This window comes from Streptomyces sp. NPDC058955 (assembly GCF_042741435.1).
Taxonomy (GTDB): Bacteria; Actinomycetota; Actinomycetes; order Streptomycetales; family Streptomycetaceae; genus Streptomyces.
Window position 1 is genome coordinate 30411 of the sequence record NZ_JBHYKM010000038.1, and the last position, 22746, is coordinate 53156.

General features: G+C 73.3%; 20 protein-coding genes. 8 read left to right on the forward strand and 12 right to left on the reverse strand.

All coding sequences use genetic code 11. The annotated features are described in order from the left end of the window. Positions 1 to 153: 153 nt before the first annotated feature. Positions 154 to 1431, reverse strand: a complete 1278-nt coding sequence (locus ACFW1I_RS17150) for an extracellular solute-binding protein (protein ID WP_384670473.1) — start codon at positions 1429 to 1431, stop codon at positions 154 to 156. A gap of 424 nt (positions 1432 to 1855) precedes the next feature. Here ACFW1I_RS17150 and ACFW1I_RS17155 point away from each other — a divergent pair, with 424 nt between their 5' ends. After that, a complete protein-coding gene (locus ACFW1I_RS17155; protein ID WP_384670474.1) occupies positions 1856 to 2878 on the forward strand; it encodes a LacI family DNA-binding transcriptional regulator in 1023 nt (340 codons plus the stop codon). A gap of 97 nt (positions 2879 to 2975) precedes the next feature. Continuing rightward, positions 2976 to 3887 carry a phosphatase PAP2 family protein gene (locus tag ACFW1I_RS17160; protein WP_384670475.1) on the forward strand — a complete coding sequence of 304 codons (912 nt, stop codon included), beginning with the start codon at positions 2976 to 2978 and terminating at the stop codon, positions 3885 to 3887. Between the two features lie 106 nt (positions 3888 to 3993). Here the strand turns inward: ACFW1I_RS17160 and ACFW1I_RS17165 are convergent, their stop codons facing one another. The 3 genes from ACFW1I_RS17165 to ACFW1I_RS17175 all read right to left on the reverse strand — a co-directional run bounded on the left by ACFW1I_RS17165 (position 3994) and on the right by ACFW1I_RS17175 (position 9304). Next, the gene (locus ACFW1I_RS17165) at positions 3994 to 5190 is read right to left on the reverse strand and encodes an NAD(P)/FAD-dependent oxidoreductase (protein WP_384670476.1); all 1197 of its coding nucleotides are present in this window, start codon (positions 5188 to 5190) and stop codon (positions 3994 to 3996) included. A gap of 125 nt (positions 5191 to 5315) precedes the next feature. Continuing rightward, positions 5316 to 6257 carry an RNA polymerase sigma-70 factor gene (locus ACFW1I_RS17170; protein WP_384670477.1) on the reverse strand — a complete coding sequence of 314 codons (942 nt, stop codon included), beginning with the start codon at positions 6255 to 6257 and terminating at the stop codon, positions 5316 to 5318. A 59-nt stretch (positions 6258 to 6316) separates the two neighbouring features. Continuing rightward, positions 6317 to 9304 carry a bifunctional [glutamine synthetase] adenylyltransferase/[glutamine synthetase]-adenylyl-L-tyrosine phosphorylase gene (locus tag ACFW1I_RS17175; RefSeq protein ID WP_384670479.1) on the reverse strand — a complete coding sequence of 996 codons (2988 nt, stop codon included), beginning with the start codon at positions 9302 to 9304 and terminating at the stop codon, positions 6317 to 6319. A gap of 392 nt (positions 9305 to 9696) precedes the next feature. On the opposite strand from ACFW1I_RS17175, the gene ACFW1I_RS17180 reads away from it, so the two are divergent. After that, positions 9697 to 11748, forward strand: coding sequence for a PIG-L family deacetylase (locus tag ACFW1I_RS17180; RefSeq protein ID WP_384670480.1), 2052 nt, complete (start codon positions 9697 to 9699; stop codon positions 11746 to 11748). A gap of 13 nt (positions 11749 to 11761) precedes the next feature. Here the strand turns inward: ACFW1I_RS17180 and ACFW1I_RS17185 are convergent, their stop codons facing one another. Further along, positions 11762 to 13015, reverse strand: a complete 1254-nt coding sequence (locus ACFW1I_RS17185; RefSeq protein ID WP_384670481.1) for a cytochrome P450 — start codon at positions 13013 to 13015, stop codon at positions 11762 to 11764. Continuing rightward, positions 13012 to 14295, reverse strand: coding sequence for a cytochrome P450 (locus ACFW1I_RS17190; RefSeq protein WP_384670482.1), 1284 nt, complete (start codon positions 14293 to 14295; stop codon positions 13012 to 13014). Before ACFW1I_RS17190 ends, ACFW1I_RS17185 begins: the two co-directional genes overlap by 4 nt. A gap of 219 nt (positions 14296 to 14514) precedes the next feature. On the opposite strand from ACFW1I_RS17190, the gene ACFW1I_RS17195 reads away from it, so the two are divergent. Then, the gene (locus ACFW1I_RS17195) at positions 14515 to 14946 is read left to right on the forward strand and encodes a VOC family protein (RefSeq protein ID WP_384670484.1); all 432 of its coding nucleotides are present in this window, start codon (positions 14515 to 14517) and stop codon (positions 14944 to 14946) included. Here ACFW1I_RS17195 and ACFW1I_RS17200 read toward each other — a convergent pair. From ACFW1I_RS17200 to ACFW1I_RS17210, 3 genes are read right to left on the reverse strand one after another with little or no spacing between them, the layout of a single operon-like run. Then, positions 14943 to 15443, reverse strand: coding sequence for a GNAT family N-acetyltransferase (locus ACFW1I_RS17200; protein WP_384670486.1), 501 nt, complete (start codon positions 15441 to 15443; stop codon positions 14943 to 14945). The genes ACFW1I_RS17195 and ACFW1I_RS17200 overlap by 4 nt on opposite strands. A gap of 59 nt (positions 15444 to 15502) precedes the next feature. Then, positions 15503 to 15751: a hypothetical protein gene (locus tag ACFW1I_RS17205; RefSeq protein ID WP_384670488.1), complete on the reverse strand. Its 249-nt coding sequence runs from the start codon at positions 15749 to 15751 to the stop codon at positions 15503 to 15505. A gap of 3 nt (positions 15752 to 15754) precedes the next feature. Continuing rightward, positions 15755 to 17116 carry a glutamine synthetase family protein gene (locus tag ACFW1I_RS17210; protein ID WP_384670489.1) on the reverse strand — a complete coding sequence of 454 codons (1362 nt, stop codon included), beginning with the start codon at positions 17114 to 17116 and terminating at the stop codon, positions 15755 to 15757. A 203-nt stretch (positions 17117 to 17319) separates the two neighbouring features. On the opposite strand from ACFW1I_RS17210, the gene ACFW1I_RS17215 reads away from it, so the two are divergent. The 4 genes from ACFW1I_RS17215 (at position 17320) to ACFW1I_RS17230 (ending at position 19664) form a co-directional block, all read left to right on the forward strand. After that, positions 17320 to 17742, forward strand: a complete 423-nt coding sequence (locus ACFW1I_RS17215) for a hypothetical protein (protein WP_384670490.1) — start codon at positions 17320 to 17322, stop codon at positions 17740 to 17742. Positions 17743 to 17814: 72 nt separating this feature from the next. Continuing rightward, on the forward strand, positions 17815 to 18492 hold the full coding sequence (locus tag ACFW1I_RS17220) for a DUF3105 domain-containing protein (protein ID WP_384670491.1): 678 nt from the start codon (positions 17815 to 17817) through the stop codon (positions 18490 to 18492). Continuing rightward, a complete protein-coding gene (locus ACFW1I_RS17225; protein ID WP_384670492.1) occupies positions 18489 to 19124 on the forward strand; it encodes a DUF305 domain-containing protein in 636 nt (211 codons plus the stop codon). The genes ACFW1I_RS17220 and ACFW1I_RS17225 overlap by 4 nt, the downstream gene beginning before the upstream one ends. A 120-nt stretch (positions 19125 to 19244) precedes the next feature. Continuing rightward, positions 19245 to 19664, forward strand: coding sequence for a CBS domain-containing protein (locus ACFW1I_RS17230; RefSeq protein ID WP_384670493.1), 420 nt, complete (start codon positions 19245 to 19247; stop codon positions 19662 to 19664). On the opposite strand, the gene ACFW1I_RS17235 is transcribed toward ACFW1I_RS17230, so the two are convergent. Genes ACFW1I_RS17235 through ACFW1I_RS17245 form a run of 3 tightly spaced genes read right to left on the reverse strand, consistent with a single transcriptional unit; the run spans position 19649 to position 22687 of the window. After that, complete coding sequence (locus tag ACFW1I_RS17235; protein ID WP_384670494.1) at positions 19649 to 20452, reverse strand: alpha/beta fold hydrolase; 804 nt, start codon at positions 20450 to 20452, stop codon at positions 19649 to 19651. The genes ACFW1I_RS17230 and ACFW1I_RS17235 overlap by 16 nt on opposite strands. A gap of 2 nt (positions 20453 to 20454) precedes the next feature. Next, entirely contained in the window at positions 20455 to 21192 is a 738-nt protein-coding gene (locus tag ACFW1I_RS17240; RefSeq protein ID WP_384670495.1) for a DUF998 domain-containing protein, read from the reverse strand. Positions 21193 to 21205: 13 nt separating this feature from the next. Beyond that, the gene (locus ACFW1I_RS17245) at positions 21206 to 22687 is read right to left on the reverse strand and encodes an APC family permease (protein WP_384670496.1); all 1482 of its coding nucleotides are present in this window, start codon (positions 22685 to 22687) and stop codon (positions 21206 to 21208) included. Between the last annotated feature and the right edge of the window lie 59 nt (positions 22688 to 22746).

The following is a 22746-nucleotide window of genomic DNA, read 5'->3' on the forward strand; positions in this document are numbered from 1 at the left end:
CGCGGGGTTCCGGGGGGGGGCCGCGCGGCCGCCCCCCCCCCCCGGGGCCCCACCTCGCGCGGGGCCCCGCCGCCGGGGCTCGGGCCCCCCCCGCGCCCTTCGCCACCGACTGGCTGGGGGTGTCCACAGCCATCAGCCGGCCTGCCTTCCTTCTTACTTCCAGTCCTTCAGGAGCTTGCGGTAGGCGTCGCCGACGGCCTTGGCGCCGGCCTCCGGGGTGGTCTGGCCGGTGAGGACCTTGGTGTACTCGACCTTGACCGGCTCGAAGAGGCTGCCGCCCTCGGGGATCCACGGGCGCTCGACGGCCTTCTCGACGACCGGCTTGAAGAACGCGATCATCTCGTTCTTCGCCACGTCCTTCTCCAGGTAGGAGGACTGGCGGGTCGGGAGGAGGCTGAGCTCCTTGGCGACCTTGGCCTGGCTCTCGGCCGAGGTCATGTACTCGGCGAAGGCGTAGGAGGCGTCCAGGTTCTTGGAGCCGGCGTAGACGGCGAGGTTGTGGCCGCCCTGCGGGGCGCCCTGGCCGGCGGAGCCCGCCGGGACGGGGGCGATGCCGAGGTTCGCCTTGTCGGCGAACTCCTTGCCGGCGTAGGTGTCGGCCACGGCCCACGGGCCGTTGATCATCATGGCGACCTTGCCGTCCTTGAAGGACGCCTGCATGTTGTCCCAGCCGTTGGTCGCGTCGGTGATCGCGGCCTTCGAGTCGACCAGGTCCTTGACCGTCTTGAAGGCGCTGACGCCCTCCGGGCCGTCGAAGGTGACCTTCTTGTTCTCCGCGTCGACCAGGTCGCCGCCCTCGCCGTACAGGAAGGAGAGGAACCAGTACGGGTCGTCGCCGCGGAGGTACAGGCCGGTCTTGCCGGTCTTCTCCTTGATCTTGGCTGAGACGGTCTTCAGCTCGGCGATGCTCTTCGGCACCTCGACGCCGGCCTCCTTGAGGATCTTCTTGTTGTAGAAGATGCCCATGGAGTCGATGACCTGCGGGACGGCGTAGGTCTTGCCGTTGTACTTGGTGGAGGCGGCGGCCTGCTCCAGGAAGTCGTCCTGGTTCTTCAGAGCGGCGGTGCCGTCCAGCGGGGCGAGGTAGCCGAGGTCGGCGAACTCGGGGGTCCAGGCGACCTCGGAGCGGATCACGTCGGGGGCGCCGGAGCCGGACTGCGCGGCGTTCTTGAACTTGTTCTGCGCCTCACCGAAGGGCACGTTCACGTACTTGACCGTGACCTTGGGGTGCTTCTTGGTGAAGTCCTCGGCGAGCTTCTTGAAGACCTTGTCCTCGGAGCCGACCGTGGAGGTGTCCCACCAGGTCACGGTGCCGGAGAGCTCGCCCGAGCCCTTCGAGCCGCCGGTGGAACCGCTGTCGCTCCCGCCGCACGCCGCCAGGGTGACGCCCAGGGCCGCGACCAGCGCGGTGGCCGCTATGCCACGCCGCATGTGAACTCCTTCAACATGATCCCGGGGAGACGAGGGGCTGGAACCTTCCTCATTGCGACCGCTCCCTCGCGGCGCTCCGGGTTGCCAGGAACGTAACAGGGATGAAAACGAGCCGAAAGACCTTGCGTGAAATTTCTGCAAGGACCGGGGATCGTTACATCCACGTGTCCCGAAGGTTGCCGTCGGGCCGCTTGACAGCGGCTCGGAAGGGTTCCTTCCGCCCCTTCGTCCGATATCTCCCGCCGTACGCGCCCCCGGAGGCGCCCCTTCCTCCGCGCGGAATCGTTTCCTCCGCAACAACCGCCCCGCGCGTTCCTTCGCAAGACCTGCAAGACCTTGCGGTCGTCTTGCGGCCCGCCGCGGCCCGAAGGGCTGCCGCCCCACTGGTGGGCAATACGCGCTGTGACCGGTACAGTCCACTGTCATGACCGCGCGGCTCGCCGACATCGCAGCCCAGGCGGGGGTCAGTGAAGCCACAGTCAGCCGCGTGCTCAACGGCAAGCCCGGTGTGGCCACGGCCACCCGTGAATCCGTCCTTGCCGCCCTCGACGTGCTCGGCTACGAGCGACCGGTCCGGCTGCGGCAGCGCAGCGCCGGCCTGGTCGGGCTGATCACCCCCGAACTGGACAACCCCATCTTCCCGGCCCTCGCGCAGGTCATCGGGCAGGCCCTGACCCGCCAGGGCTACACCCCGGTGCTCGCCACCCAGACCCCCGGCGGGTCCACCGAGGACGAGCTCACCGACATGCTGGTGGAGCGCGGGGTCTCCGGCATCATCTTCGTCTCGGGTCTGCACGCGGACACCACGGCGGACACCTCCCGCTACGACCAGCTGCGGGGCAAGGGCGTCCCGTACGTCCTCATCAACGGCTTCTCCCCCAAGGTGCAGGCGCCCTTCGTCTCCCCCGACGACCGGGCCGCGATGCAGCTGGCGGTCACCCACCTCGCCGCCCTCGGCCACACCCGGATCGGGCTGGCCGTCGGACCGAAGCGGTTCGTGCCGGTGCTCCGCAAGATCGAGGGCTTCCAGAAGGGGATGCGGGACCGCCTCGGCCTCGCCCCGGAGGAGTCCGAGCAACTGATCCAGCACTCCCTCTACACCCTGGAGGGCGGCCAGGCGGCTGCCTCGGCCCTGATCTCCCGGGGCTGCACGGCGGTGGTCTGCGCCTCCGACATGATGGCGCTCGGCGCGATCCGGGCGGCCCGCCAGCAGGGTCTCGACGTGCCCCGGGACGTCTCCGTCGTCGGCTTCGACGACTCGCCCCTCATAGCCTTCACCGATCCGCCGCTCACCACCATCCGGCAGCCCGTGCAGGCGATGGGGCAGGCGGCGGTCCGGGCCCTCCTGGAGGAGGTCGGCGGCACCCCGGCCCCGCACTCCGAGTTCGTCTTCATGCCGGAGCTGGTGGTCCGCGGCTCCACCGCCTCGGCGCCGTCCGCTCCGTAGTACCCGGGTATCTCGTCCCTGAGACGGAGAGGGTGCGCCGCACACCCGACCGAGGGATGATCGGTCGGGGGGCGTGGATCTGGCAAACTCTCTGCCTATGGGTGAAACGACCGTGAAGAGTTTGGACGACCGGACGACCCCGTCGTCACCCATCGTGGCCGACGGCCGGTGGGCATGGCTGCGTGCGCGCAGTCCCCGGCGTCCCCGCATCTGGTTCGAACTGCTGCTGATCGCGGTCAGTTACTGGGTGTACTCGCTGATCCGCAACGCGGTGCCGGAGCAGAAGGCCGAGGCGCTGAAGAACGCGGACTGGATCTGGCGGACCGAGGAGTCCCTCGGCCTCGCCTTCGAGCACGCGGTCAACCACGCCGTGAACTCGGTGACATGGCTCATCGTGACGATGAACTACTACTACGCGACGCTGCACTTCATCGTCACCATCGGTGTGCTCGTGTGGCTGTACCGATGGCAGCCGGGCCGTTACGCCGCGTTCCGCACCGTCCTCTTCGCCACCACCGCCGTGGCCCTGGTCGGCTACTACCTGTATCCGCTCGCGCCCCCCCGGCTGATGGAGAGCAAGGACTTCGTCGACACCGTCCTGGTGCACCACACCTGGGGCTCGATGGCCTCCGGCGACCTCAAGCACATGTCGAACCAGTACGCGGCGATGCCGTCGATGCACATCGGCTGGTCGCTCTGGTGCGGGCTGACCATCTTCTTCCTCGCCAAGGCGCCCTGGGCCCGGATCCTCGGGATGCTCTACCCGGCGGCCACGCTGGTCGTCATCGTCGCGACCGCCAACCACTTCTGGCTGGACGCCGTGGGCGGCATGATCTGCCTCGGCTTCGGCTTCCTCGTCGCCTACTTCTGGTACGGCACCTGGCCGCACCGCCTGTCGAAGCGGATCGAGCCGCTCACGGTCGCCGAACCGTCGGCGTCCGCCCCCGCGAAGGGGACGGACGCGCCGGAGGCCGCCGACCAGGAGGAGCCGGTCAGCTCCGGTCGGTGACGCAGACGGCGACGTCGAAGTCGCCGGTGCCCAGCGAACCGTAGAGGCGCAGCCGGAGCGGCATCAGCTGCCCGGTGGCGCGGGCGCGTGTCGGCGCGCGGGCCGCTCAGGCGATCGCCTCCGCCGGGGCGGCGTCCCGGACCGCCGCGGCGGCCACGCGTCGGCGGCGGGCGGGGAGGCCGAGGGTCGGGTGGGCGACGCCCCAGGCGGCGCCCTTGCAGATGAGTTCCTTGTAGCGGGCGGCGAGCCGGCCGGTGAGGGCCTTCTCCTTGGCCCGGTCGTCCGCCGTGACGAACTGGATCAGACCCTCGCCGCGGCCCAGCGAGACGCACTGCTGGGCGTAGCGGATGGGAACCCTGGGCACCTTGGCGCCGGTGAGCCGGGCGGCGAGGGCGTCGGCGGCCTGCCAGGCCATCGGGACGCCCGAGGCGCAGGACATCCGGAGCGGCTTGCCGCCCGGGCCGACGGCCGTCGCCGCGTCGCCGATCGCGTAGACGTCGGGGTGGGAGACCGAGCGCATGGTGGCGTCGACCACGATCCGGCCGTCGGCGGCCAGCTCCAGACCGGTGCCCTCGGCGAGGGGGTGGACGGCGAAGCCGGTGGTCCAGACGGTGACGTCGGCCGGGACGACCGTGCCGTCGGCGGTGGTCAGCCGGTCCGCGGCCACCTCGGCGACCGCCCGGTGCTCGTGGACGGTGATGCCGAGTCCGGCCGTGACCTTCCGCAGGTGGGCGCGGCCCTTCTCGGAGAGCCAGTCGCCGAGGGCGCCCCGCGCGACCAGGGCCACGTCGAGGTCGGGGCGGCTCTCGGCGATCTCGGTCACGGCCTCCAGGCCGGTCAGGCCGCCGCCGACCACCACCACGGTCCCGCCCGCCGCCAGCCCGGCCAGCCGGGCGCGGAGCCGGAGGGCGCCGGGGCGGCTCGCCAGCTCGTGGGCGTGGTCGGCGACGCCGGGGACTCCCCCGTGGTTCCAGCCGCTGCCGACGGCGTAGACCAGGGAGTCGTACGCCAGCTCCTCGCGTCCGGCGCCGGTGTCCAGGGTGACCGCCCTGCGGTCGGCGTCGACGGCGGCGACCCGGGCGAGCCTCAGCTCGACGCCGGTGCCGGCGAACATCTCGTCGAAGGGGCGGGGGGTGAGGTCCTGGCCGGCCGCGAGCTGGTGCAGGCGGACGCGCTCGACGAAGTCGGGCTCGGGGTTGACGAGGGTGATGCGCACGTCCTCGCGGTGCAGCCGCTTGGCGAGGCGGCCGGCGGCGACGGCTCCGGTGTAGCCGGCTCCGAGGACGACGATGCGGTGCTGCATGACCGTGCTCCTGTCTGCGCGGGGTCCGCGCCGTTTCTCCGGCGTGGGTTCGCACCTTGAACCGGGCGGCCCGGCATTCCCTGACAGGATTCGGATGTGACCTGCGTCACACGCCTCGGGGGGCGTCAGAGGGTGTGCAGCGGCGCCCCGTGCTCCTCCGCCGCCCAGCGCTCGGTGGCCCGGTGCAGCTTGTCCGGGTTCACCTGGCTGCGGACGGCGACGATGCCGTCCGGGGTGACCTCCAGGCAGGAGATCCCGACGACCCGGCCCTCCACGACCACGATGATCGCGGGCTCGCCGTTGGCGGTGCCGGCGTAGAGGTCCGGGACGCCGCCGACCAGGGCCCGCTTGGCCGGGGCCGGCTTGAACAGGCCGCGCAGGAAGGCCGCGACCGCCTTCGCGCCCTCGAAGGCCCTGGCCCGGGCGGGGACCTTGCCGCCGCCGTCGCCGGCGGCGATGGCGTCCTGGGTGAGCAGCTGGATGAGGGGTTCGGTGCGGCCGCTGGTGGCGGCGGCCAGGAACTCCTCGACGATCCTGCGGGCGGCGGCCCCGTCGATCTCGGCGCGGGCCCTGCCGTCGGAGACGTGCTTCTTGGCGCGGTGGAGGATCTGCTGGCTGGCGGACTCGCTGATGTCGAGGATCTCGGCGATCTCCCGGTGCGGGTAGCCGAACGCCTCGCGCAGCACGTACACCGCACGCTCGGCGGGCGCGAGCCGCTCCAGCAGGACGAGGACGGCGTACGAGACGGACTCGCGCTGCTCGGCGGTGTCGGCGGGGCCGAGCATCGGGTCGCCGGCGAGGAGCGGTTCGGGCAGCCACTGGCCCACGTAGGTCTCGCGGCGGGCGCGGGCCGAGGTGAGCTGGTTGAGGCAGTAGTTGGTGAGGACCTTGGTGAGCCACGCCTCGGGCACCTCGATGCGCCCGGTGTCGGCGGCCTGCCAGCGCAGATAGGTCTCCTGCACGGCGTCCTCGGCCTCGGCCGACGAGCCGAGCATCCGGTAGGCGATGGCCTCCAGGCGGGGCCGCGCCTTCTCGAACCGGTCCACGTCACTCATGAGCAGGGCCATGCCGCGATCGTATCGGGCCGGCCGGGCGCGGGCAGCCCGGCCGGCCTCCGGCCCAACGGTCAGGCGCCGTAGAAGAGTTCGTCGACGACCGCGCGGGCGCGCCGGGTGATCCGACGGTAGTCGTCGACCATCTCGCCGACATGGCCGGGCCCGTAGCCCAGGTAGCGGCCCACGGCGGCCAGTTCGCGCGGCTCGGAGGGGAAGGTGTCGCCGGGACGGCCGCGGACGAGCATGACCGCGTTGCGCACCCGGGTGGCGAGCACCCATGCCTCGTCGAGGGTCTGCGCCTCCTCGGTCGGGATCAGCCCGGCGGCGTGGGCGGCGGAGAGCGCGGCCCGGGTGCGGGTGGTGCGCAGGCCCGGTTCGGCCCAGCCGTGCCGCATCTGGAGCAGCTGGACGGTCCACTCGACGTCGCTGAGGCCGCCGCGGCCGAGCTTGGCGTGGAGGGTGGGGTCGGCGCCGCGCGGCAGCCGCTCGGACTCCATGCGGGCCTTGAGGCGGCGGATCTCGCGGACCGCGTCCTCGCCGAGCCCCTCGGCCGGGTAGCGGAGCGGGTCGACCAGCTCGATGAACCGCTGCCCGAGTTCGAGGTCGCCGGCCATGGGGGCGGCGCGGAGCAGGGCCTGCGACTCCCAGACGAGCGACCAGCGCCGGTAGTACGCCTCGTAGGAGGCGAGGGTGCGGACCATGGGGCCGCTCCTGCCCTCGGGGCGCAGGTCCGCGTCGATCAGCAGCGGCGGGTCGGTGGTGGGCAGCTGGAGGAGCCGGCGCATCTCGGTGACGACCCGGTTGGCGGCCTTGGTGGCCTCCTGGTCGTCGACGCCGGGGCGCGGCTCGTGCACGAAGAGGACGTCGGCGTCGGAGCCGTAGCCGAGTTCGTGGCCGCCGAAGCGGCCCATGCCGATGACCGCGAAGCGGGTGGGGAGTTCGTCGCCCCACTCGGCGCGGACGGCGGCCCGCAGGGCGCCGGCGAGGGTGGCGGCGTTGAGGTCGGTGACGGCCTGGCCGACCCGGTCGACCAGGGCGCCCGGGTCGGAGGCGCGGGGGCTGTCCTCGGTGCCGTACGCGTCGATGAGGTCGGCGGCGGCGGTGCGGAACAGCTCGCGGCGGCGCACCCCGCGGGCGGCGGCGACGGCCTGCTCGGCGTCGTCCGCGCGGCCCACGGCGGCGAGGACCTCCTGCTCCAGGTGGTCCCGTCCGCGCGGCCTCAGCCCCTCGGGGTCGCCGAGTATGGCGACCGCCTCGGGGGCGCGGAGCAGCAGGTCGGGGGCGAGCCGGCCGGCCGAGAGGACCCGGGCGAGGTTCTCGGCGGCGGCGCCCTCGTCGCGCAGCAGCCGCAGGTACCAGGGGGTCTTGCCGAGGGCGTCGGAGACCTTGCGGAAGCCGAGGAGGCCGGCGTCCGGGTCGGCGGAGTCGGCGAACCAGCCGAGCAGCACCGGCAGCAGGGTCCGCTGGATGGCGGCCTTGCGGCTGACGCCGGAGGCCAGCGCCTCCAGGTGGCGCAGGGCGGCGGCGGGGTCGGCGTACCCGAGGGCTTCGAGGCGCTGGCCGGCCGCCTTGGGGCTGAGCCGGATCTCGCCGGGGGCGAGCTGGGCGACGGCGTCGAGCAGCGGCCGGTAGAAGATCTTCTCGTGCAGCCGGCGGACGACGGAGGCGTGCCGCCGCCACTCCTTGTTCAGCTCGGCGACCGGGTCGGTGCGCAGGCCGAGCGAGCGGCCGAGGCGGCGCAGGTCCTCGTCGCCCTCGGGGACGAGGTGGGTGCGGCGCAGCCGGTAGAGCTGGATGCGGTGCTCCATCGCGCGCAGGAAGCGGTACGCCTCGTCCAGCTGGGCCGCGTCGGCGCGGCCGACGTAGCCGCCGGCGGCGAGGGCGGCGAGTGCGTCCAGGGTGGAGCCGCTGTGCAGGGTGGCGTCGCTGCGGCCGTGCACCAGCTGGAGGAGCTGGACGGCGAACTCGACGTCCCGCAGGCCGCCGGGGCCGAGCTTCAGCTCCCGGTCGACCTGGGCGACGGGGATGTTGTCGACGACCCGGCGGCGCATGGCCTGCACGTCGGTGACGAAGTTCTCGCGCTCGGCGGCCTGCCAGACCATCGGGGAGACGGCGTCGACGTAGGCGCTGCCCAGCTCGGGGTCGCCGGCCACCGGCCGGGCCTTGAGGAGGGCCTGGAACTCCCAGGTCTTCGCCCAGCGCTGGTAGTAGGCGAGGTGGGAGGAGAGGGTGCGGACGAGCGGGCCGTTGCGGCCCTCGGGGCGCAGGTTGGCGTCGACCGGCCAGATGGTGCCCTCGACGGTGGTCTCGGAGCAGATCCGCATGAGGTGGGAGGCGAGCCGGGTGGCGGCCTGGATCGCCTTCGCCTCGTCGGCCCCCTCCACGGGCTCCCCGACGAAGATCACGTCGACGTCGGAGACGTAGTTCAGCTCGTGGCCGCCGCACTTGCCCATGGCGATCACGGCGAGCCGGCACCGGGCCGCGTCGGCGGGTTCGGCCGCCCGGGCGATGGCGAGGGCGGCCCGCAGGGTGGCGGTGGCCAGGTCGGCCAGTTCGGCGGCGGTCTGGGCGACGTCGGTGGTGCCGCAGACGTCCCGGGCCGCTATCCCGAGGAGGCAGCGGCGGTAGGCGACCCGGAGCGACACCGGGTCGGTCGCCTCGGCGAGCCCGCGCTCGAACTCGGTGACGCCGGGGTGCAGGTCGGCCGCCTCGTAGGTGACCAGGGTCTCCCAGTCCCTCGGGTGCCGGGCGAGGTGGTCGGCGAGCGCCTCGGAGGCGCCGAGGACGCCGAGCAGCCGGTCCCGGAACGGCTTGGCGGAGAGCAGGGTGGTGGTGAGCGTGGGCCGCTCGGTCTCGGGCTGCGCCTCGACCAGCCGCACGAGGCCGCGCAGGGCGAGGTCGGGGTCGGCGGTGGCGCCCAGCGCGTCGAGGAGGACCGGGTCGCCGCGGAGCGCGGCCAGCTCGGGCAGGTCGAGCAGCCGTTCGGCCGCGGACGGATCGGTGAACCCGTGCCGCAGCAGCCGTGAGAACGTACTGCTCCTGCGCCCCGGCACCGTCATCTCCGCCGCTCCCTCTCCGCCGCACGTCCGACGGCGTCGAGCCTATCCGCAGCGGGGGGAGCGGGCGTGCGGGACGGGCGCGGGAGGCGTGCGGCGGGCCGGTTCCGGGCGGTCGCCGAGCCGTCCGGGGGGAGGTGGCCGAAAACCCTGTTCGCCTGCCCGGATCCGGTACGGATCACACGTGACGTCGGGCACATCGGGCCGTTTTCGGAACCCGTCGGCCGCTCCGGCCCTGTACCCATGTGAGTCGTTCGTCCCGTCGCCGCCGCCGTCGCGAACCGCCGTCGCTCCTCACGACGCGCCCCCGTCGCCCAGGTAGAAAGCCCTCCCCCGCCATGCCCGTCCGCCGCCCCTTCCGCCTCATACGCCCCTTCCGTCACCGCCGGTCCGTCGTGACCGCGGCGACGGTCGCCGTGCTGACCGGCGGCACCCTCGCGGGCGTGCTGACGGCGACCTCCGGCGAGCAGGCGCCGGCGCACGCCGCGACCGCGCCGCCGGAGGCGCGGACCCCGGCCGCCGCGCCGGTGCGGAAGCCCTCCGCCGAGCGGGTCCGGGGCGCCGCCGGGGAGGCCCGTGCCGCCGCGCCGCTCTCCGTGGTGCAGTTCGTCTCCCACCCGGACGACGACCTGTACTTCATGAATCCGGACACCGCGCAGTCGCTGGCCGACCGGGCCCCGCTGACCACGGTGTACCTGACGGCGGGCGAGTCGAACGGCGTCAACGCCCGCTCCGGCCGGAAGGCCGCCGTGACCGCGCCGGACAAGCCGGCCTTCGCCGAGGCCCGGCAGAACGGCATCCGCGCCGCGTACGCCGAGATGGCCACCGGGGACCGCGCCGCGGTCTGGGACCGGACGGTGATCCCGACGGCCGGCGGCGGCGCGGCCGAGCTGGACACCCTGCGGGCCCGGCCCGAGGTGCGGCTGGTCTGGCTCCAGCTGCGCGAGGCCGGCTCGACCTCCGCGGACCGCCCGGTGAGCCTGCGGGGCCTGTGGCACGGCCGGATCCCGGCGCTCGGCTCGCAGCTCTCCTCGGGGACGCCGGTCGCCGCGGACTTCGCGTACTCCAAGGAGCAGGTCGTCGCGACGCTGACGGGGCTCCTCGACCGCTTCCGGCCGACCTTCGTGCGCACCCTGGACCCGACGCCGGGCACCGACGAGCACACCGGCCGGCTGCGGGACCACCAGGACCACGCCTACGGGGCGCGGTTCGTGCAGGCGGCGCTGGCCCGGTACGCGGAGAGGCCCGGGCACCCGCGGGTGGGCGTGCAGAGCTACATGGGCTACCCGAACACGGATCTGCCCCGCGCGCTGGACAGCCGGACCGCCGAGGAGAAGCTGCGCAGCCTGAAGACGTACGCCTGGCTGGACGGGGAGGACTGCGGCAGCCCGGCGGGGTGCGGCGACCTGAAGGCGTCGGGCCGGCCGAGCGGGCGCGGCTGGACGGGGACCGTGCGGTACGCGCGCGGCTCGTCGACCGGCTGGCTGCAGCCGGCCGCGGACGGGGGTCTGACGGCCTTCGGCGTCCAGGACGGACGGCTCGCGATCTGGCACCGGGCGCCCGGCGGCGCCTGGCGGGGGCCGGAGCTGCTGCCGGGCGGCGGTCTGGACGGTGGGGTCGGTTCGGTGCGGCTGCCGGACGGGCGGATCGCGGTCTTCTCCACCCGGACCTCCTTCGAGGGCCCGGCCGGCTACCGGCGCGAGGTCGTCGCGGTGGAGCAGAGCGCGCCGGGCGGCCCGTTCGGGGCGTGGCGGTCGCTGGGCACGCCCGGGACGCGCGACGAGGCCGACCGGACGCCGGACATCAGCGCGCCCGCGGTGACCGTGGACGGCACGGGGCGGGTCTCGCTCTTCCTGCGCGACGGCGACCACCGGCTGGTCGGGCGGGAGCGGACGCCCGGCGGCGCCTGGGGTCCGTGGCGGGCCCTGGGCGGGGCGGATCTGCACGGCGACCCGGTGGCGGCGACCGACGCCCGGGGGCGCACATACGTCTTCGCGGGCACCCCGCGCTCGGTCCTGATGTGGACCGGCGCCTCGGACGGCGGCCCGGTGGCCGGGCCGCTGCCGACGGGTCTGCCCGCGACGACGCTCGCGCTGAGCGCGGGCCCGGCGCCGACCGGCGACGGCATCCGGCTGTGGTCCCGGGTGCCGGCCACCGGCGAGCCGCGGGCGGTGGACTTCACGGGCACCGCCCGGCTGGCCCCGGTCGCCCCGCCGTCCGGCGGCATCGCGGGCTTCGGCCCGGTGAGCGCGGCGGACGAGCTGGTCGCGCTCCGGTCCCGGACGGGCCGGCTCGCGGTGGCCCCGATCCCGGGCGGCGGCACCTGGCGCCTCTCCGACTTCCCGCTGGCGGGCGCCCCGGCGGCGGGCCCGGGCGGGGTGGCCGCGCTCGGCCAGGACGGCCGGCTGCACTGGACGACCGGGCCGGCGCCGAGCCCGCGCGCCTGAGCCCCCGCGGGGCTCAGGCGTCGAGGAGGACCGGGAAGGACTCCAGGTCGTTCTGGGTCATCACCGGGAGCTTGCGCAGCTCCTCGTCCGGGACGGCGAGCCGCAGGCGCGGGAAGCGGGCGAAGAGCGCCGGCAGGGCGATGCCCGCCTCGACCCGGGAGAGGGCCGCGCCGGGGCAGATGTGCGGGCCGTGGCCGAAGGTCATGTGCCGGATGGGCGCCGGGCGGGTGATGTCGAAGACGTCGGCGTCCGGGCCGTGCTGCTCGGGGTCGCGGCCGATGACCCGGTAGGAGATCACCACGCCGTCGCCCTTCGGGATCACCGCGTCGCCGACCTCGATGTCCTCGGTGGCGAAGCGCATCAGCAGGTGGGTGGTGGGGGTGTCGAAGCGCAGGGTCTCCTCGATCACCGCGTCCCAGGGGACCTCGCCGGCGAGCACCATGCGGAGCTGGTCGGGGTGGGCGAGGAGGGCGCGCACGGCGTTGAGGACGAGGCCGATGGTGGTCTCGTGGCCGGCGGCGACCATCGCCTTGAGGTTGCCGACGACCTCCTCCTCGGTCAGCGGCTCGCCGCCCTCGTCGGCCAGGATCAGCGCGGAGGTCAGGTCGTCGGTGGGCAGGGCGGTCTTGGCGCGGACGAGGTCCGTGTAGAAGACGTCGAGGTCGGCGAGGAGGGCGAGCCGCTCGTCCTGCGGGGTGAGCATCGAGAAGAACTTCTTGTACTGCCGGGTGAGCATCGTGTTCGCCTGCGGGTCGACGCCCATCAGCATGCCGACGACCCGCATGGGCAGCGGCTGCGCGAAGACGGCCTTGAGGTCGACGACGGCGCCGTCCCGGCCGGCCTCCTCCAGGGCGTCGAGGAGTTCGGCGGTGAACTTCTCGATGTCGGGGCGGATCGCCTCCAGGCGGCGCGGGGTGAGCGCCTGGGAGGTCTTGGCGCGGAGCCGGCGGTGCTCGTCGCCGTCGACGGTGAACATGGACCGGCCGGCGTCGATCATGCCGATGAGCGGCCAGGCGTGGGTGACGGTCCCGTTGGTCCACAGGCTCCACGCGTCCAGGTCCTTGACCAGCCGGGGGTCGACCAGGAGGCGCCGGGCGTCGGCGTGGCGGGTGACGGCCCAGGCGGGCACGCCGAGCAGGTCGATGCGGGCCAGCGGTCCCGCCGCGCGGATCCGGTCGGTCTCGCCGTCGAGGTCCTGGACCATCGGGTCGATGACGACGGGGGCACCGGCGGCTGCGGCCTGGGCGGCGGCGTGCGGGCAGGTCACGAGAGGTCTCCTGTCGTGGGGACGGGGGTGAACCGGACGGGCAGGGCGGTGGTGCCGCGCAGGAAGGCGGAGGGGCGGCGGACCAGTTCCTCCTCGGGGACGGCGAGTTCGAGGTCGGGCAGCCGGTCGAGCAGCACCTCGATGCCGGTCCTGGCGATGATCTCGGCGATCTCCTGGGCGGGGAACGGGCAGCGGTACTCGCCGTGGCTGAAGGCCAGGTGGGCGCCGCTGCCGCCGCGCCGGGAGGGGTCCCCGCCGGGGGCGCCCTGGCGGATCAGCGGGTCTGTGTTGGCGGCGCCGAGGCCGAGCAGCAGCAGGTCGCCGGCCTTGACCAGGCGGTCGCCGAGGCGGGTGTCCCGGACGGGCCAGCGGCCGGCGAGGATCTGGGTGGGGCCCTCCTCCCACAGCACCTCGGTCATGGCGTCGGGGACGCTGCGGCGGCCGCGGGCCATGGAGTCGGCGAACTCGTCCTCGGTGAGCATCAGCCGGACGGAGCTGCCGATCCAGTCGGCGGTGGTGAGGTGTCCGGCGGCCGTGATGGCCATCAGGTCGAGCATGTACTCCTGGTCGGTGAACTCCTCGGGGTGGGCGAGCATCCGGCTCGTCACGTCGTCGCCGGGCTCGGCGCGCTTGGCGGCGACCAGCCGGGCCATGTGCTCGCCGAACTTCTGGTGGGCGGCCTGCGCCTCCGGGCCGCCGTCGGCGAGGTCCTTCAACACCCGGGCGATGTCGGCGCCTTCGTCGTCGGGGAAGCCGACGAGCCGGGCGAGGACGAGGACCGGGAAGGGTTCGCAGAAGGCGGCGACGAGGTCGGCTGTGCCGCGGCCGCAGAAGTCGTCGATCAGCCGGTCGGCCAGCTGCTCGCAGTGGCCGCGGATCTCGAAGGGGTCGACGGCCTCCAGGGCCGGCACCACCATCCGGACGTGGCGCCGGTGTTCCTCGCCCGCCGTGAAGTAGATGGAGGGCATCGGCTGTCCGACCATGGGGAGCAGCGGCCAGTCCGCGGGGACGTGCGGCCACTGGTTCCACAGGGAGACGTCCCGGGGGAAGAGTTCGGGGTCGCTGGTGACCTGGTGGATCTCGCGGTAGCCGACGACCAGCCAGGCGGGGAACCCGCCCGGGAGTTCCACCGGCACGACGGAGCCGTGGTCGCGCCGCATGGCCCGGTAGACGGCCTGCGGGTCGGTCTGGAAGCCGGGTCCGGAGAGCGGGACGGCGGCGGGGCACCCGGACGGGGGTGCCGGATCGGGTGCGGATCCGGCGGTGGAGGTGCGCGTCATCGGTCCTGTCTCCTGTGGCGTACCTGACGTCGGCACGGCCGATGCGGCCAACGCGTGGTCACTATAGGGAGGTTGCGTGACGCCAGAACGGTCGATGCCGATCTATCTCGTTCTCCGAACGACAAGATCTGGTCATTTGGGTGGAGGGACGACGATTTTCCGTCAGGTCGAGGGGTGTCGACGCGGTGCCTCTGCGGCGGCGTGCGGGACGGTGGTCCCATGAACTGGACACTGGAAGTCGTCCCCGTCCCCGTCACCGACCTGGACCGGGCCAAGGAGTTCTACGCCGAGCGGTGCGGCTTCACCGTCGACCTGGACGACGAGGTCGCCCCCGGGACGCGGATCATCCAGCTGACCCCGCCGGGCTCCCGCTGCTCGATCGCCCTGCTCTCCGGCATGCCGCCGATGCCCGGCACGAAGACGACGCCCCCGGGCGGCCTGCACGGCCTCCAGCTGTGCGTCACCGACATCGAGGCGGCCCGGATCGCGCTCGTCGAGACGGGCGTCGACGTCTCCCCGGTGATGCACGTCGGCGCGGCCGGCTGGGAGGAGGGCAAGGGCGAGACCTGGAACTCCTTCCTCACCTTCGAGGACCCGGACGGCAACGGCTGGGTGGTCCAGGAGGCCCCGTCGGAACTCTCCGAGCGTTAGCCGCGCAGCTCCACCAGGAACCGCACCGGGCCGTCCCCCTCCGCCACGCGCCGCATCCCGGCCCGCTCCATCACGCGGTGGGAGGGGACGTTCGCGGGGTCGGCGTCGCCGCGCAGCACGGCGGCGCCGGCCTCCCGGGCGATGCCGATCACCGCCGCGAGCGCCTCGGAGGCGTACCCCCGGCCGCGCTCGCCCGGCACGATCCCGTACCCCACGGTCACGGCCCCGTCCGGGCCGGGCGGGGCGTGGAAGCCGATGCCGCCGACGACGAGCCCGCCTTCCCGCAGCCGGATCTGGTACGTCCGGTACGGCCCCGGGTCCCCGTCCTCGGCGCACCGCCGCAGGAACGCGTTCACGGAGGCGAGGTCGCCCGCCCCCGGATAGCCCTCGCCCCACCGCTCCCCCGGGAGCGGCGCCCGGGCGGCGATCCGCTCCCCCTCGGGGACGGTCAGGGGATGCAGGAGCAGCCGCTCGGTGGCGACGGATGCGATCTTCACGCCGGGCAGTCTGAAGACCCCCCGGTGCCCGGGGCAAGGGAATTCACCACCGGGGCGTCTCAGGTGTCGTAGAACTCGCCGTCGTCGCCCTGGAGCCGGGCGGACAGCAGCGCCGCCACCCGCCGCATGGCGGCGATGTCCCCGGGCGCGGGGTCCTTGGCGACGACGCGCCCGTCGTGCCACCACAGGGGGGACGCCCCGAGCCCGGGCTCGGCCGCCAGCAGGGCGTCCCATTCCCCTTCCGCGATCTCCGGGCCCTCCTCCGCCCACCACGGGTCGCGGCGGGTGACGTGGAGGTCGTAGCCCATCGGTCAGAGGACCGGCAGGTTCTTCCGCAGTTCGAAGGCGGTGACCTCGGAGCGGTACTCCTCCCACTCCTGCTTCTTGTTGCGGAGGAAGAAGTCGAAGACGTGCTCGCCGAGGGTCTCGGCGACCAGTTCGGACTTCTCCATGAGGGCGATCGCCTCGCCGAGGTTCTGCGGCAGCGGCTCGATGCCCATCGCGCGGCGCTCGGAGTCGGAGAGCGCCCACACGTCGTCGTCGGCGCCGGCGGGGAGTTCGTAGCCCTCCTCGATGCCCTTGAGGCCGGCGGCGAGGAGGACCGCGTAGGTCAGGTAGGGGTTGGCGCCCGAGTCGATGGAGCGGACCTCGACGCGGGAGGAGCCGGTCTTGCCGGGCTTGTACATGGGGACCCGGATGAGCGCGGAGCGGTTGTTGTGGCCCCAGCAGATGTACGAGGGGGCCTCGCCGCCCGAGCCGGCCGTGCGGGAGGAGCCGCCCCAGATGCGCTTGTACGAGTTGACCCACTGGTTGGTGACGGCGGAGATCTCGCCCGCGTGCTTGAGCAGGCCCGCGATGAAGGAGCGGCCCACCTTGGAGAGCTGGTACTCGGCGCCCGACTCGTAGAAGGCGTTCCGGTCGCCCTCGAAGAGGGAGAGGTGGGTGTGCATGCCCGAGCCCGGGTAGTCCGAGAAGGGCTTCGGCATGAAGGTCGCCTGGACGCCCTGCTCCAGCGCCACCTGCTTCATGACCAGGCGGAAGGTCATGATGTTGTCGGCCGTGGACAGCGCGTCCGCGTACCGGAGGTCGATCTCCTGCTGCCCGGGCGCGCCCTCGTGGTGGGAGAACTCGACCGAGATGCCCATCGATTCGAGCATGGTGATGGCCTGGCGGCGGAAGTCCATGCCCACGTTCTGCGGGGTGTGGTCGAAGTAGCCGGAGTTGTCGGCCGGGGTGGGCCGGGTGCCGTCGAGAGGCTTGTCCTTCAGCAGGAAGAACTCGATCTCGGGGTGGGTGTAAAAGGTGAAGCCGAGGTCGGACGCCTTGGCGAGGGCCCGCTTGAGGACGAAGCGCGGGTCGGCGAAGGAGGGCGAGCCGTCCGGCATGAGGATGTCGCAGAACATCCGGGCGGTGCCGGGGGCCTCGGCCCGCCAGGGCAGGATCTGGAAGGTGCCCGGGTCCGGCTTGGCGATCATGTCGGACTCGTAGACGCGGGCGAAGCCCTCGATCGCGGAGCCGTCGAAGCCGATGCCCTCGTCGAACGCCTGCTCAAGCTCGGCGGGGGCGACGGCGACCGACTTCAGGAAGCCGAGCACGTCGGTGAACCAGAGGCGCACGAAGCGGATGTCGCGCTCTTCGAGCGTACGGAGCACGAATTCCTGCTGCTTGTCCATTTCCACACCCATCCTCGCTGGTCAGGCCGCCTGCTCCCACCGCCTCGGGTACATCGGGGGGCACCTGAGCATCCCACCACATGGTTTCGCGCACGTTGCACACCCATACTGCCTGTCCGGGTGTGACACAGGTAACCGGGGACCTCCGGAAGTCGTACCCCGTTCGGCCCACGGAGCCCTCCCGCCCACTACGATCTGCGCCCATGGGAGCCCTGCGGCTCGAACGCCCGTACCGGCACGCGCGTCCCATGGCACTGGTGAGTGCCGTGGCGACGCTCCTCGCCGCGCTCTTCGTCTGTCTGGGGAGCGGTCCGGGCGGGCCGAGCGGCCATCCGGGGCACGTCCGGGCCGCCGCCGCGGTCCCCGCGGCGTCCCCGGGACCCGCCGCCACCCCCGTCCCCGGGCCCGGCCGGGCCGCGTACGTGTGCCCGTACGACCGGGGCGACTGCTCCCTCTTCCCGTCCCTCTCCCCCGCGGTGCTCAGCGCCCCGCCCCTCGATCCGCCGCTGCACACCGAGGACCGGCTGCCGCGCGTCGACGCGCTGGCCGGCGACGGTGCGGCGGGCGGCCCTGGGGTCCGGCCCCGCGCCCCGGACCTGCACGTCCTTCAGGTTCTCCGGACCTAGGCCGCGTCCCGGCCTCCCCCAACGAACGACGACACCCCCCCCTTTTTTCTTTCCCAGAAGGACGACATCACCATGGCCGCCAACCGTTCCGCCAACGCCGACCGCCGCGCCCGAATAGAGGAGATGCGCCGGGCCGAGCAGGCCCGTGAGCGCCGCAACCGCTTCCTCACCATCGGCGTCTCCGCCGTCGTCGTGCTGAGCCTCGTCGGCTTCGGCACCTTCGTGCTGATGAAGAAGGCCGACGAGGAGGACGCCAAGGAGGCCGCCGCCAAGGCCCCCATCGCCGGCGAGAAGACCTGGGACGCGAAGAAGCTCGGCCGCAACCACGTCGAGACGGCCGTGAAGTACGACATGAAGCCGCCGGTCGGCGGCGACCACCACCCGGTCTGGCTGAACTGCGACGGCGACGTCTACGACAAGGCCGTCCCCGAGGTGAACGCCGTCCACTCGCTGGAGCACGGCGCCGTCTGGGTGACGTACACCAAGAAGGCCGCCGAGGCCGACGTGAAGAAGCTGAAGGACAAGGTCTCCGACACCCCCTACACGCTGATGAGCCCGGTCGACGACCAGTCCGGCGCGATCATGCTCTCCGCCTGGGGCAAGCAGGTCACCGTGGACAGCGCGAGCGACCCGCGCGTCGACGCCTTCTTCACCAAGTACGTGCAGGGCGCGCAGACGCCCGAGCCGGGCGCGGCCTGCACCGGCGGTGTCGGCGCCGACGGCGCGGGCGGCGCGGGGATGGGCCAGTGACCCCCCGCCGCACCCGGTACGCGGCGGTCACCGCGGTCGCCCTCTCGGTGCTGTTCGCCGCGGGCGCGGTCACGGTCGCCTCGGCCGAGCGCGAGGAGGCGCCCCGGACCCCGGACTCCGCCTCGGCGGACGCGGGCTTCGCCCGGGACATGGCGGCCCATCACCAGCAGGCCGTCGAGATGTCCTTCATCGTCCGTGACCGGACGGAGGACGAGTCGGTGCGCCGGCTCGCGTACGACATCGCCAACACCCAGGCCAACCAGCGCGGGATGATGCTGGGCTGGCTCGACGTGTGGGGCCTGCCGAAGGTCGAGTCCGGCACCGCGCCGATGGCCTGGATGGGCATGCCCGTCACCGGCGACGCCGCCTCCCGGGACGGCGCGCTGATGCCCGGCATGGCGACGAGGACCCAGCTGGACGCCCTGCGCAAGGCGTCCGGCAAGGAGGCCGAGGTCCTCTACCTGCGGCTGATGACCGCCCACCACCGGGGCGGGGTGCACATGGCGCAGGGCTGTGTGCAGAAGTGCTCGGTGGACATCGAGCGGGACCTCGCGCAGGGCATGGTCGACGCCCAGGAGTCGGAGATCGCGCTGATGGCGGACATGCTCCGCAAGCGCGGCGCGACCGCCTGAGCCCGGCACGCCCCACCGGCCCCCGTGACCCGCTGCGGTCGCGGGGGCCGACGCGTGCCCGCAGAATGAAGGCGCTCGGGGACGTACGTGCAACGACGCTCGACGAAAGGTACGCACCCCATGACCACGGCGAAGGACATCATGCACCCGGGAGCCCGGTGGATCCCGGAACACGAGACGCTCGACCGCGCGGCGCAGCTGATGCGCGACCTGAACGTGGGAGCGCTTCCCGTCGCCGACGAGAACGAACGGCTGTGCGGCATCGTGACCGACCGCGACATCGTGGTCCGCTGTGTGGCGATGGGCCACGACCCGGCGAAGATCACCTGTGGATCGATCGTGCAGGGCACTCCGCGCTGGATCGACGCGGGCGCGGACGTGGGCGCGGTCCTGAGGGAGATGCAGAGCCACCAGATCCGGCGGCTGCCGGTGATCGAGAACAAGCGGCTGGTCGGCATGATCAGCGAGGCCGATCTGGCCCAGCAGCTGTCGGACGAGCAGCTGAAGGCGTTCTGCGCGAGCGTCTACGCCGCTTCCTGACCCGTCTCCAGGACGACCCGGGCGAGCGTGCCCGGGGCGTCCCGCATGACCAGATGGCCCGACGGCACGGCCGCCTCGTAGCGGGCGCCGAGCCGTCGGGCCAGTGCGCGCTGGCGCTCTTCCCAGCGGGCGGAGCCGTCGGGGGCGGCGAGGACGGTGACGGGGAGGCCGGGGGGCAGCGGGCGGTCGCGGCGCAGGGCGTCGAGTTCGGCGGCGACGGAGCCGTAGCGGGCGTTCTCGCGCAGGGCGCCGCGCCAGACGCGTGAGGTGCGGTAGACCCGGCGGACCTCGGCGGGCGGGGCCGGGTCGGGGCGGACGGCGAGGCGGCGGAGGGCGGGGCCGAGGGCGGCGGGCAGGCCGAGGGCGGTGAGGGCGGTCCCGGCGGGGACGGTCCAGCCCAGCCGGCCGGGGCGGGGGTGTTCCTCGACGGAGGAGTCGACGAGGACGAGGGCGGCCGTGCGGTCGGGGTGGAGGCGGGCGAAGCCCTCGGCGTGGAAGCCGGCGATGGAGTGGCCGACGACGGTGACGGGCCCGGGCAGCCGCAGGGCGTCGAGGACGGCGGCGATCCGGCCGGCCTCGCCGGCCAGGGTGGGGGGCGTGGTGCTGCCCTGGGAGAGGCCGTGGCCGGGGCGGTCGAAGCGGACGACGGTGCGGTGCGGGGCGAGCAGCGGGACGACCGGGTCCCAGTCGAACCAGCCGAGGCCGAGTCCGGCGGAGAGCACGCAGACCGGGCCGTGTCCGTCGACGGCCACGTGGTGGGCCAGGCCCCCGATCCGTACGAGTGGCATGCTCAGGCCCTTTCCCTGGCGACCGAGACGGCGAGGACGCCGGTCCAGACGGCGACGAGCAGCACCTGGAGGCGCTGGGCGGCACCGAGGGCCCAGCCGCCGTGGCCGGACTCGAAGGCGGCGACGGCGGCGAGGGTCCAGACGCTGGCGGCGAGCGCGACGGCGACGAGGGCGGGTCCGGTGCGGGCCAGCGGCGGCCAGAGGCCGTACCGGCGGGCGGCGGCGGTGAGGGCGACCATGGCGACGAGCGCGCCGGTCATGGCGAGGCCGGAGCTGACGGCGTGGGCCGTGTGGGCGGCGGGGACGAGTCCGGCGGCCTCGCGGGCGGCGCAGGCCGGGTCGGCGGTGGCGGCGCAGCTCAGCGGGAGGCGGGAGTCGAGGGCGGTGGCGGCGCCGAAGAGGGCGAGGGCGGCCCAGCCGGCGAGGAGCAGGCGGCCGCGGCCGGCGGGGCCGGGGTCGGGGCGGGCCCAGCGGGGGACGCCGGGTGCGGGCGCGGCCGTGGCGGCGGTGCGGGCGGCGCGGAGGCCGAGGGCGGCGCCGGCCAGGACGAGGAGTCCGGCGGCGAGGTCGGTGGCGCGGAAGAGGCCGCCGAAGGGCTGGTCGGCGGCGGCGAGTTCGGAGACGTACGTACGGACCGGGTCGAGACCGGTCCGTACGACGGCTTCGAGGACCCAGGCGGTGTACGCGAGCGCCCCCAGGAACAGCAGGACGGCGGACGCGCGCGTGACCTTTCCGGGCATACGGGGTCAGACGTCAGGGAGTGCCGGAAGGTTCCCGGTGGTCGGGGTGGACCCATTCGGGCTTGCGGTACTTGAGGAGCAGGACGGGGATGAGGATGCCGAGGACGAACAGGCCGCCGCCGACGATCAGCAGGTAGCGCCAGAGGGGTTCGCCGTCGAACTGGTCGGGCGGGACGAAGCCGATGACGAGGGCGAGGACGGAGGCGACGAAGCCGACGGCGGCGACCCAGGTGACGGCGGGGACGCGGAAGCCGCGCTCCACCTGCGGCTGGGTGCGGCGGAGCTTGACGACCGCGACGAACATCAGCAGGTAGGCGATCAGGTAGATCTGCACGGTGATGACGGAGAACATCCAGTACGAGCTGGAGACGGAGTCGCTGAAGGCGTACAGGATGCCAATCAGGGTGGTGATCACGCCCTGGGCGACCATGATGCTCGTCGGGGAGCCGGCCTTGTTGAACTTCTGGAAGGCGGGCGGGAGGTAGCCCTCCTGGCGGGAGAGCAGGACGAGGCCCTTGGCGGGTCCGGAGAGCCAGGTGAGCATGCCGCCGAGGGCGGCGCAGACCAGCATGACGCCGACGACCCGGGTCATCCAGCCGATGGAGAAGTGCTCGAAGAACGCCTCGAACGCCTGCATGAGGCCGGCGGTGAGGCTGAGCTGCTCGGACGGCATGACCCAGGCGATGGCGAGGGCCGGGAGGATGAAGATCAGCAGGACGAGCCCGGTGGCCAGGAACATCGCCTTGGGGTACTCGCGCTTGGGTTCGCGCAGCGAGGAGACGTGGACGCCGTTCATCTCCATGCCCGCGTAGGACAGGAAGTTGTTGACGATGAGGACGAGGCTGGCGAGGCCGGTCCACGGCGGCAGCCAGTGGTCGGCGGTCATCGGCTGGGCGGAGGGGTTGCCCTGGCCGAGGAAGATCATGCCGAGGAGGACGAGGAGCACGCCGGGGATGAGGGTGCCGACGATCAGGCCGAAGGAGGAGAGTCCGGCGATGGCCCTGGTGCCGCGCGAGGAGATCCAGACGCCGGCCCAGTAGACGGTGACGATGACGATCGCGACGTAGAGGCCGTTCTCGGCGAGCGAGGGGTCGATGACGTACGCGAAGGTCGAGGCGACGTAGGCGAGCAGGCTCGGGTAGTAGGCGATCGTCATGGCGAACTGGCACCAGACGGCGAGGAAGCCGAGCGGTTTGCCGAGGGCCTCGCTGACCCAGCGGTAGATGCCGCCGGACCAGCCGGAGGCGAGTTCGGCGCCGACGAGGGCGGTGGGCAGCAGGAAGACGACGGCCGGGAGCAGGTAGAGGAAGACGGCGGCCAGTCCGTAGATGGCCATGGTCGGCGCGGGCCGCAGGGAGGCGACGGAGGCCGTGGTCATGAAGGCGAGCGTCAGCCAGGAGATGAACTGCCGCTTGGTGCCGTCGTCCTGGAGGACCGCCGCGTCCTCGGTCGTCGCGGGCCGGGCCGGCTCCGCCGGATCGTCAGTGGTCGTCATGGGCCCATGATCACGGCGATGGACGTACTTCGCATGTCGGGGTGAAACGGTTCCTCGGA

What these genes read in the sequence shown, in the direction of transcription:
- ACFW1I_RS17150 (WP_384670473.1), bottom strand. Translation starts at nt 1,431, where the DNA reads ATGCGGCGTGGCATAGCGGCCACCGCGCTGGTCGCGGCCCTGGGCGTC.
- ACFW1I_RS17155 (WP_384670474.1), top strand. Translation starts at nt 1,856, where the DNA reads ATGACCGCGCGGCTCGCCGACATCGCAGCCCAGGCGGGGGTCAGTGAA.
- ACFW1I_RS17160 (WP_384670475.1), top strand. Translation starts at nt 2,976, where the DNA reads ATGGGTGAAACGACCGTGAAGAGTTTGGACGACCGGACGACCCCGTCG.
- ACFW1I_RS17165 (WP_384670476.1), bottom strand. Translation starts at nt 5,190, where the DNA reads ATGCAGCACCGCATCGTCGTCCTCGGAGCCGGCTACACCGGAGCCGTC.
- ACFW1I_RS17170 (WP_384670477.1), bottom strand. Translation starts at nt 6,257, where the DNA reads ATGGCCCTGCTCATGAGTGACGTGGACCGGTTCGAGAAGGCGCGGCCC.
- ACFW1I_RS17175 (WP_384670479.1), bottom strand. Translation starts at nt 9,304, where the DNA reads ATGACGGTGCCGGGGCGCAGGAGCAGTACGTTCTCACGGCTGCTGCGG.
- ACFW1I_RS17190 (WP_384670482.1), bottom strand. Translation starts at nt 14,295, where the DNA reads ATGACGCGCACCTCCACCGCCGGATCCGCACCCGATCCGGCACCCCCG.
- ACFW1I_RS17195 (WP_384670484.1), top strand. Translation starts at nt 14,515, where the DNA reads ATGAACTGGACACTGGAAGTCGTCCCCGTCCCCGTCACCGACCTGGAC.
- ACFW1I_RS17205 (WP_384670488.1), bottom strand. Translation starts at nt 15,751, where the DNA reads ATGGGCTACGACCTCCACGTCACCCGCCGCGACCCGTGGTGGGCGGAG.
- ACFW1I_RS17210 (WP_384670489.1), bottom strand. Translation starts at nt 17,116, where the DNA reads ATGGACAAGCAGCAGGAATTCGTGCTCCGTACGCTCGAAGAGCGCGAC.
- ACFW1I_RS17215 (WP_384670490.1), top strand. Translation starts at nt 17,320, where the DNA reads ATGGGAGCCCTGCGGCTCGAACGCCCGTACCGGCACGCGCGTCCCATG.
- ACFW1I_RS17220 (WP_384670491.1), top strand. Translation starts at nt 17,815, where the DNA reads ATGGCCGCCAACCGTTCCGCCAACGCCGACCGCCGCGCCCGAATAGAG.
- ACFW1I_RS17230 (WP_384670493.1), top strand. Translation starts at nt 19,245, where the DNA reads ATGACCACGGCGAAGGACATCATGCACCCGGGAGCCCGGTGGATCCCG.
- ACFW1I_RS17235 (WP_384670494.1), bottom strand. Translation starts at nt 20,452, where the DNA reads ATGCCACTCGTACGGATCGGGGGCCTGGCCCACCACGTGGCCGTCGAC.
- ACFW1I_RS17240 (WP_384670495.1), bottom strand. Translation starts at nt 21,192, where the DNA reads ATGCCCGGAAAGGTCACGCGCGCGTCCGCCGTCCTGCTGTTCCTGGGG.
- ACFW1I_RS17245 (WP_384670496.1), bottom strand. Translation starts at nt 22,687, where the DNA reads ATGACGACCACTGACGATCCGGCGGAGCCGGCCCGGCCCGCGACGACC.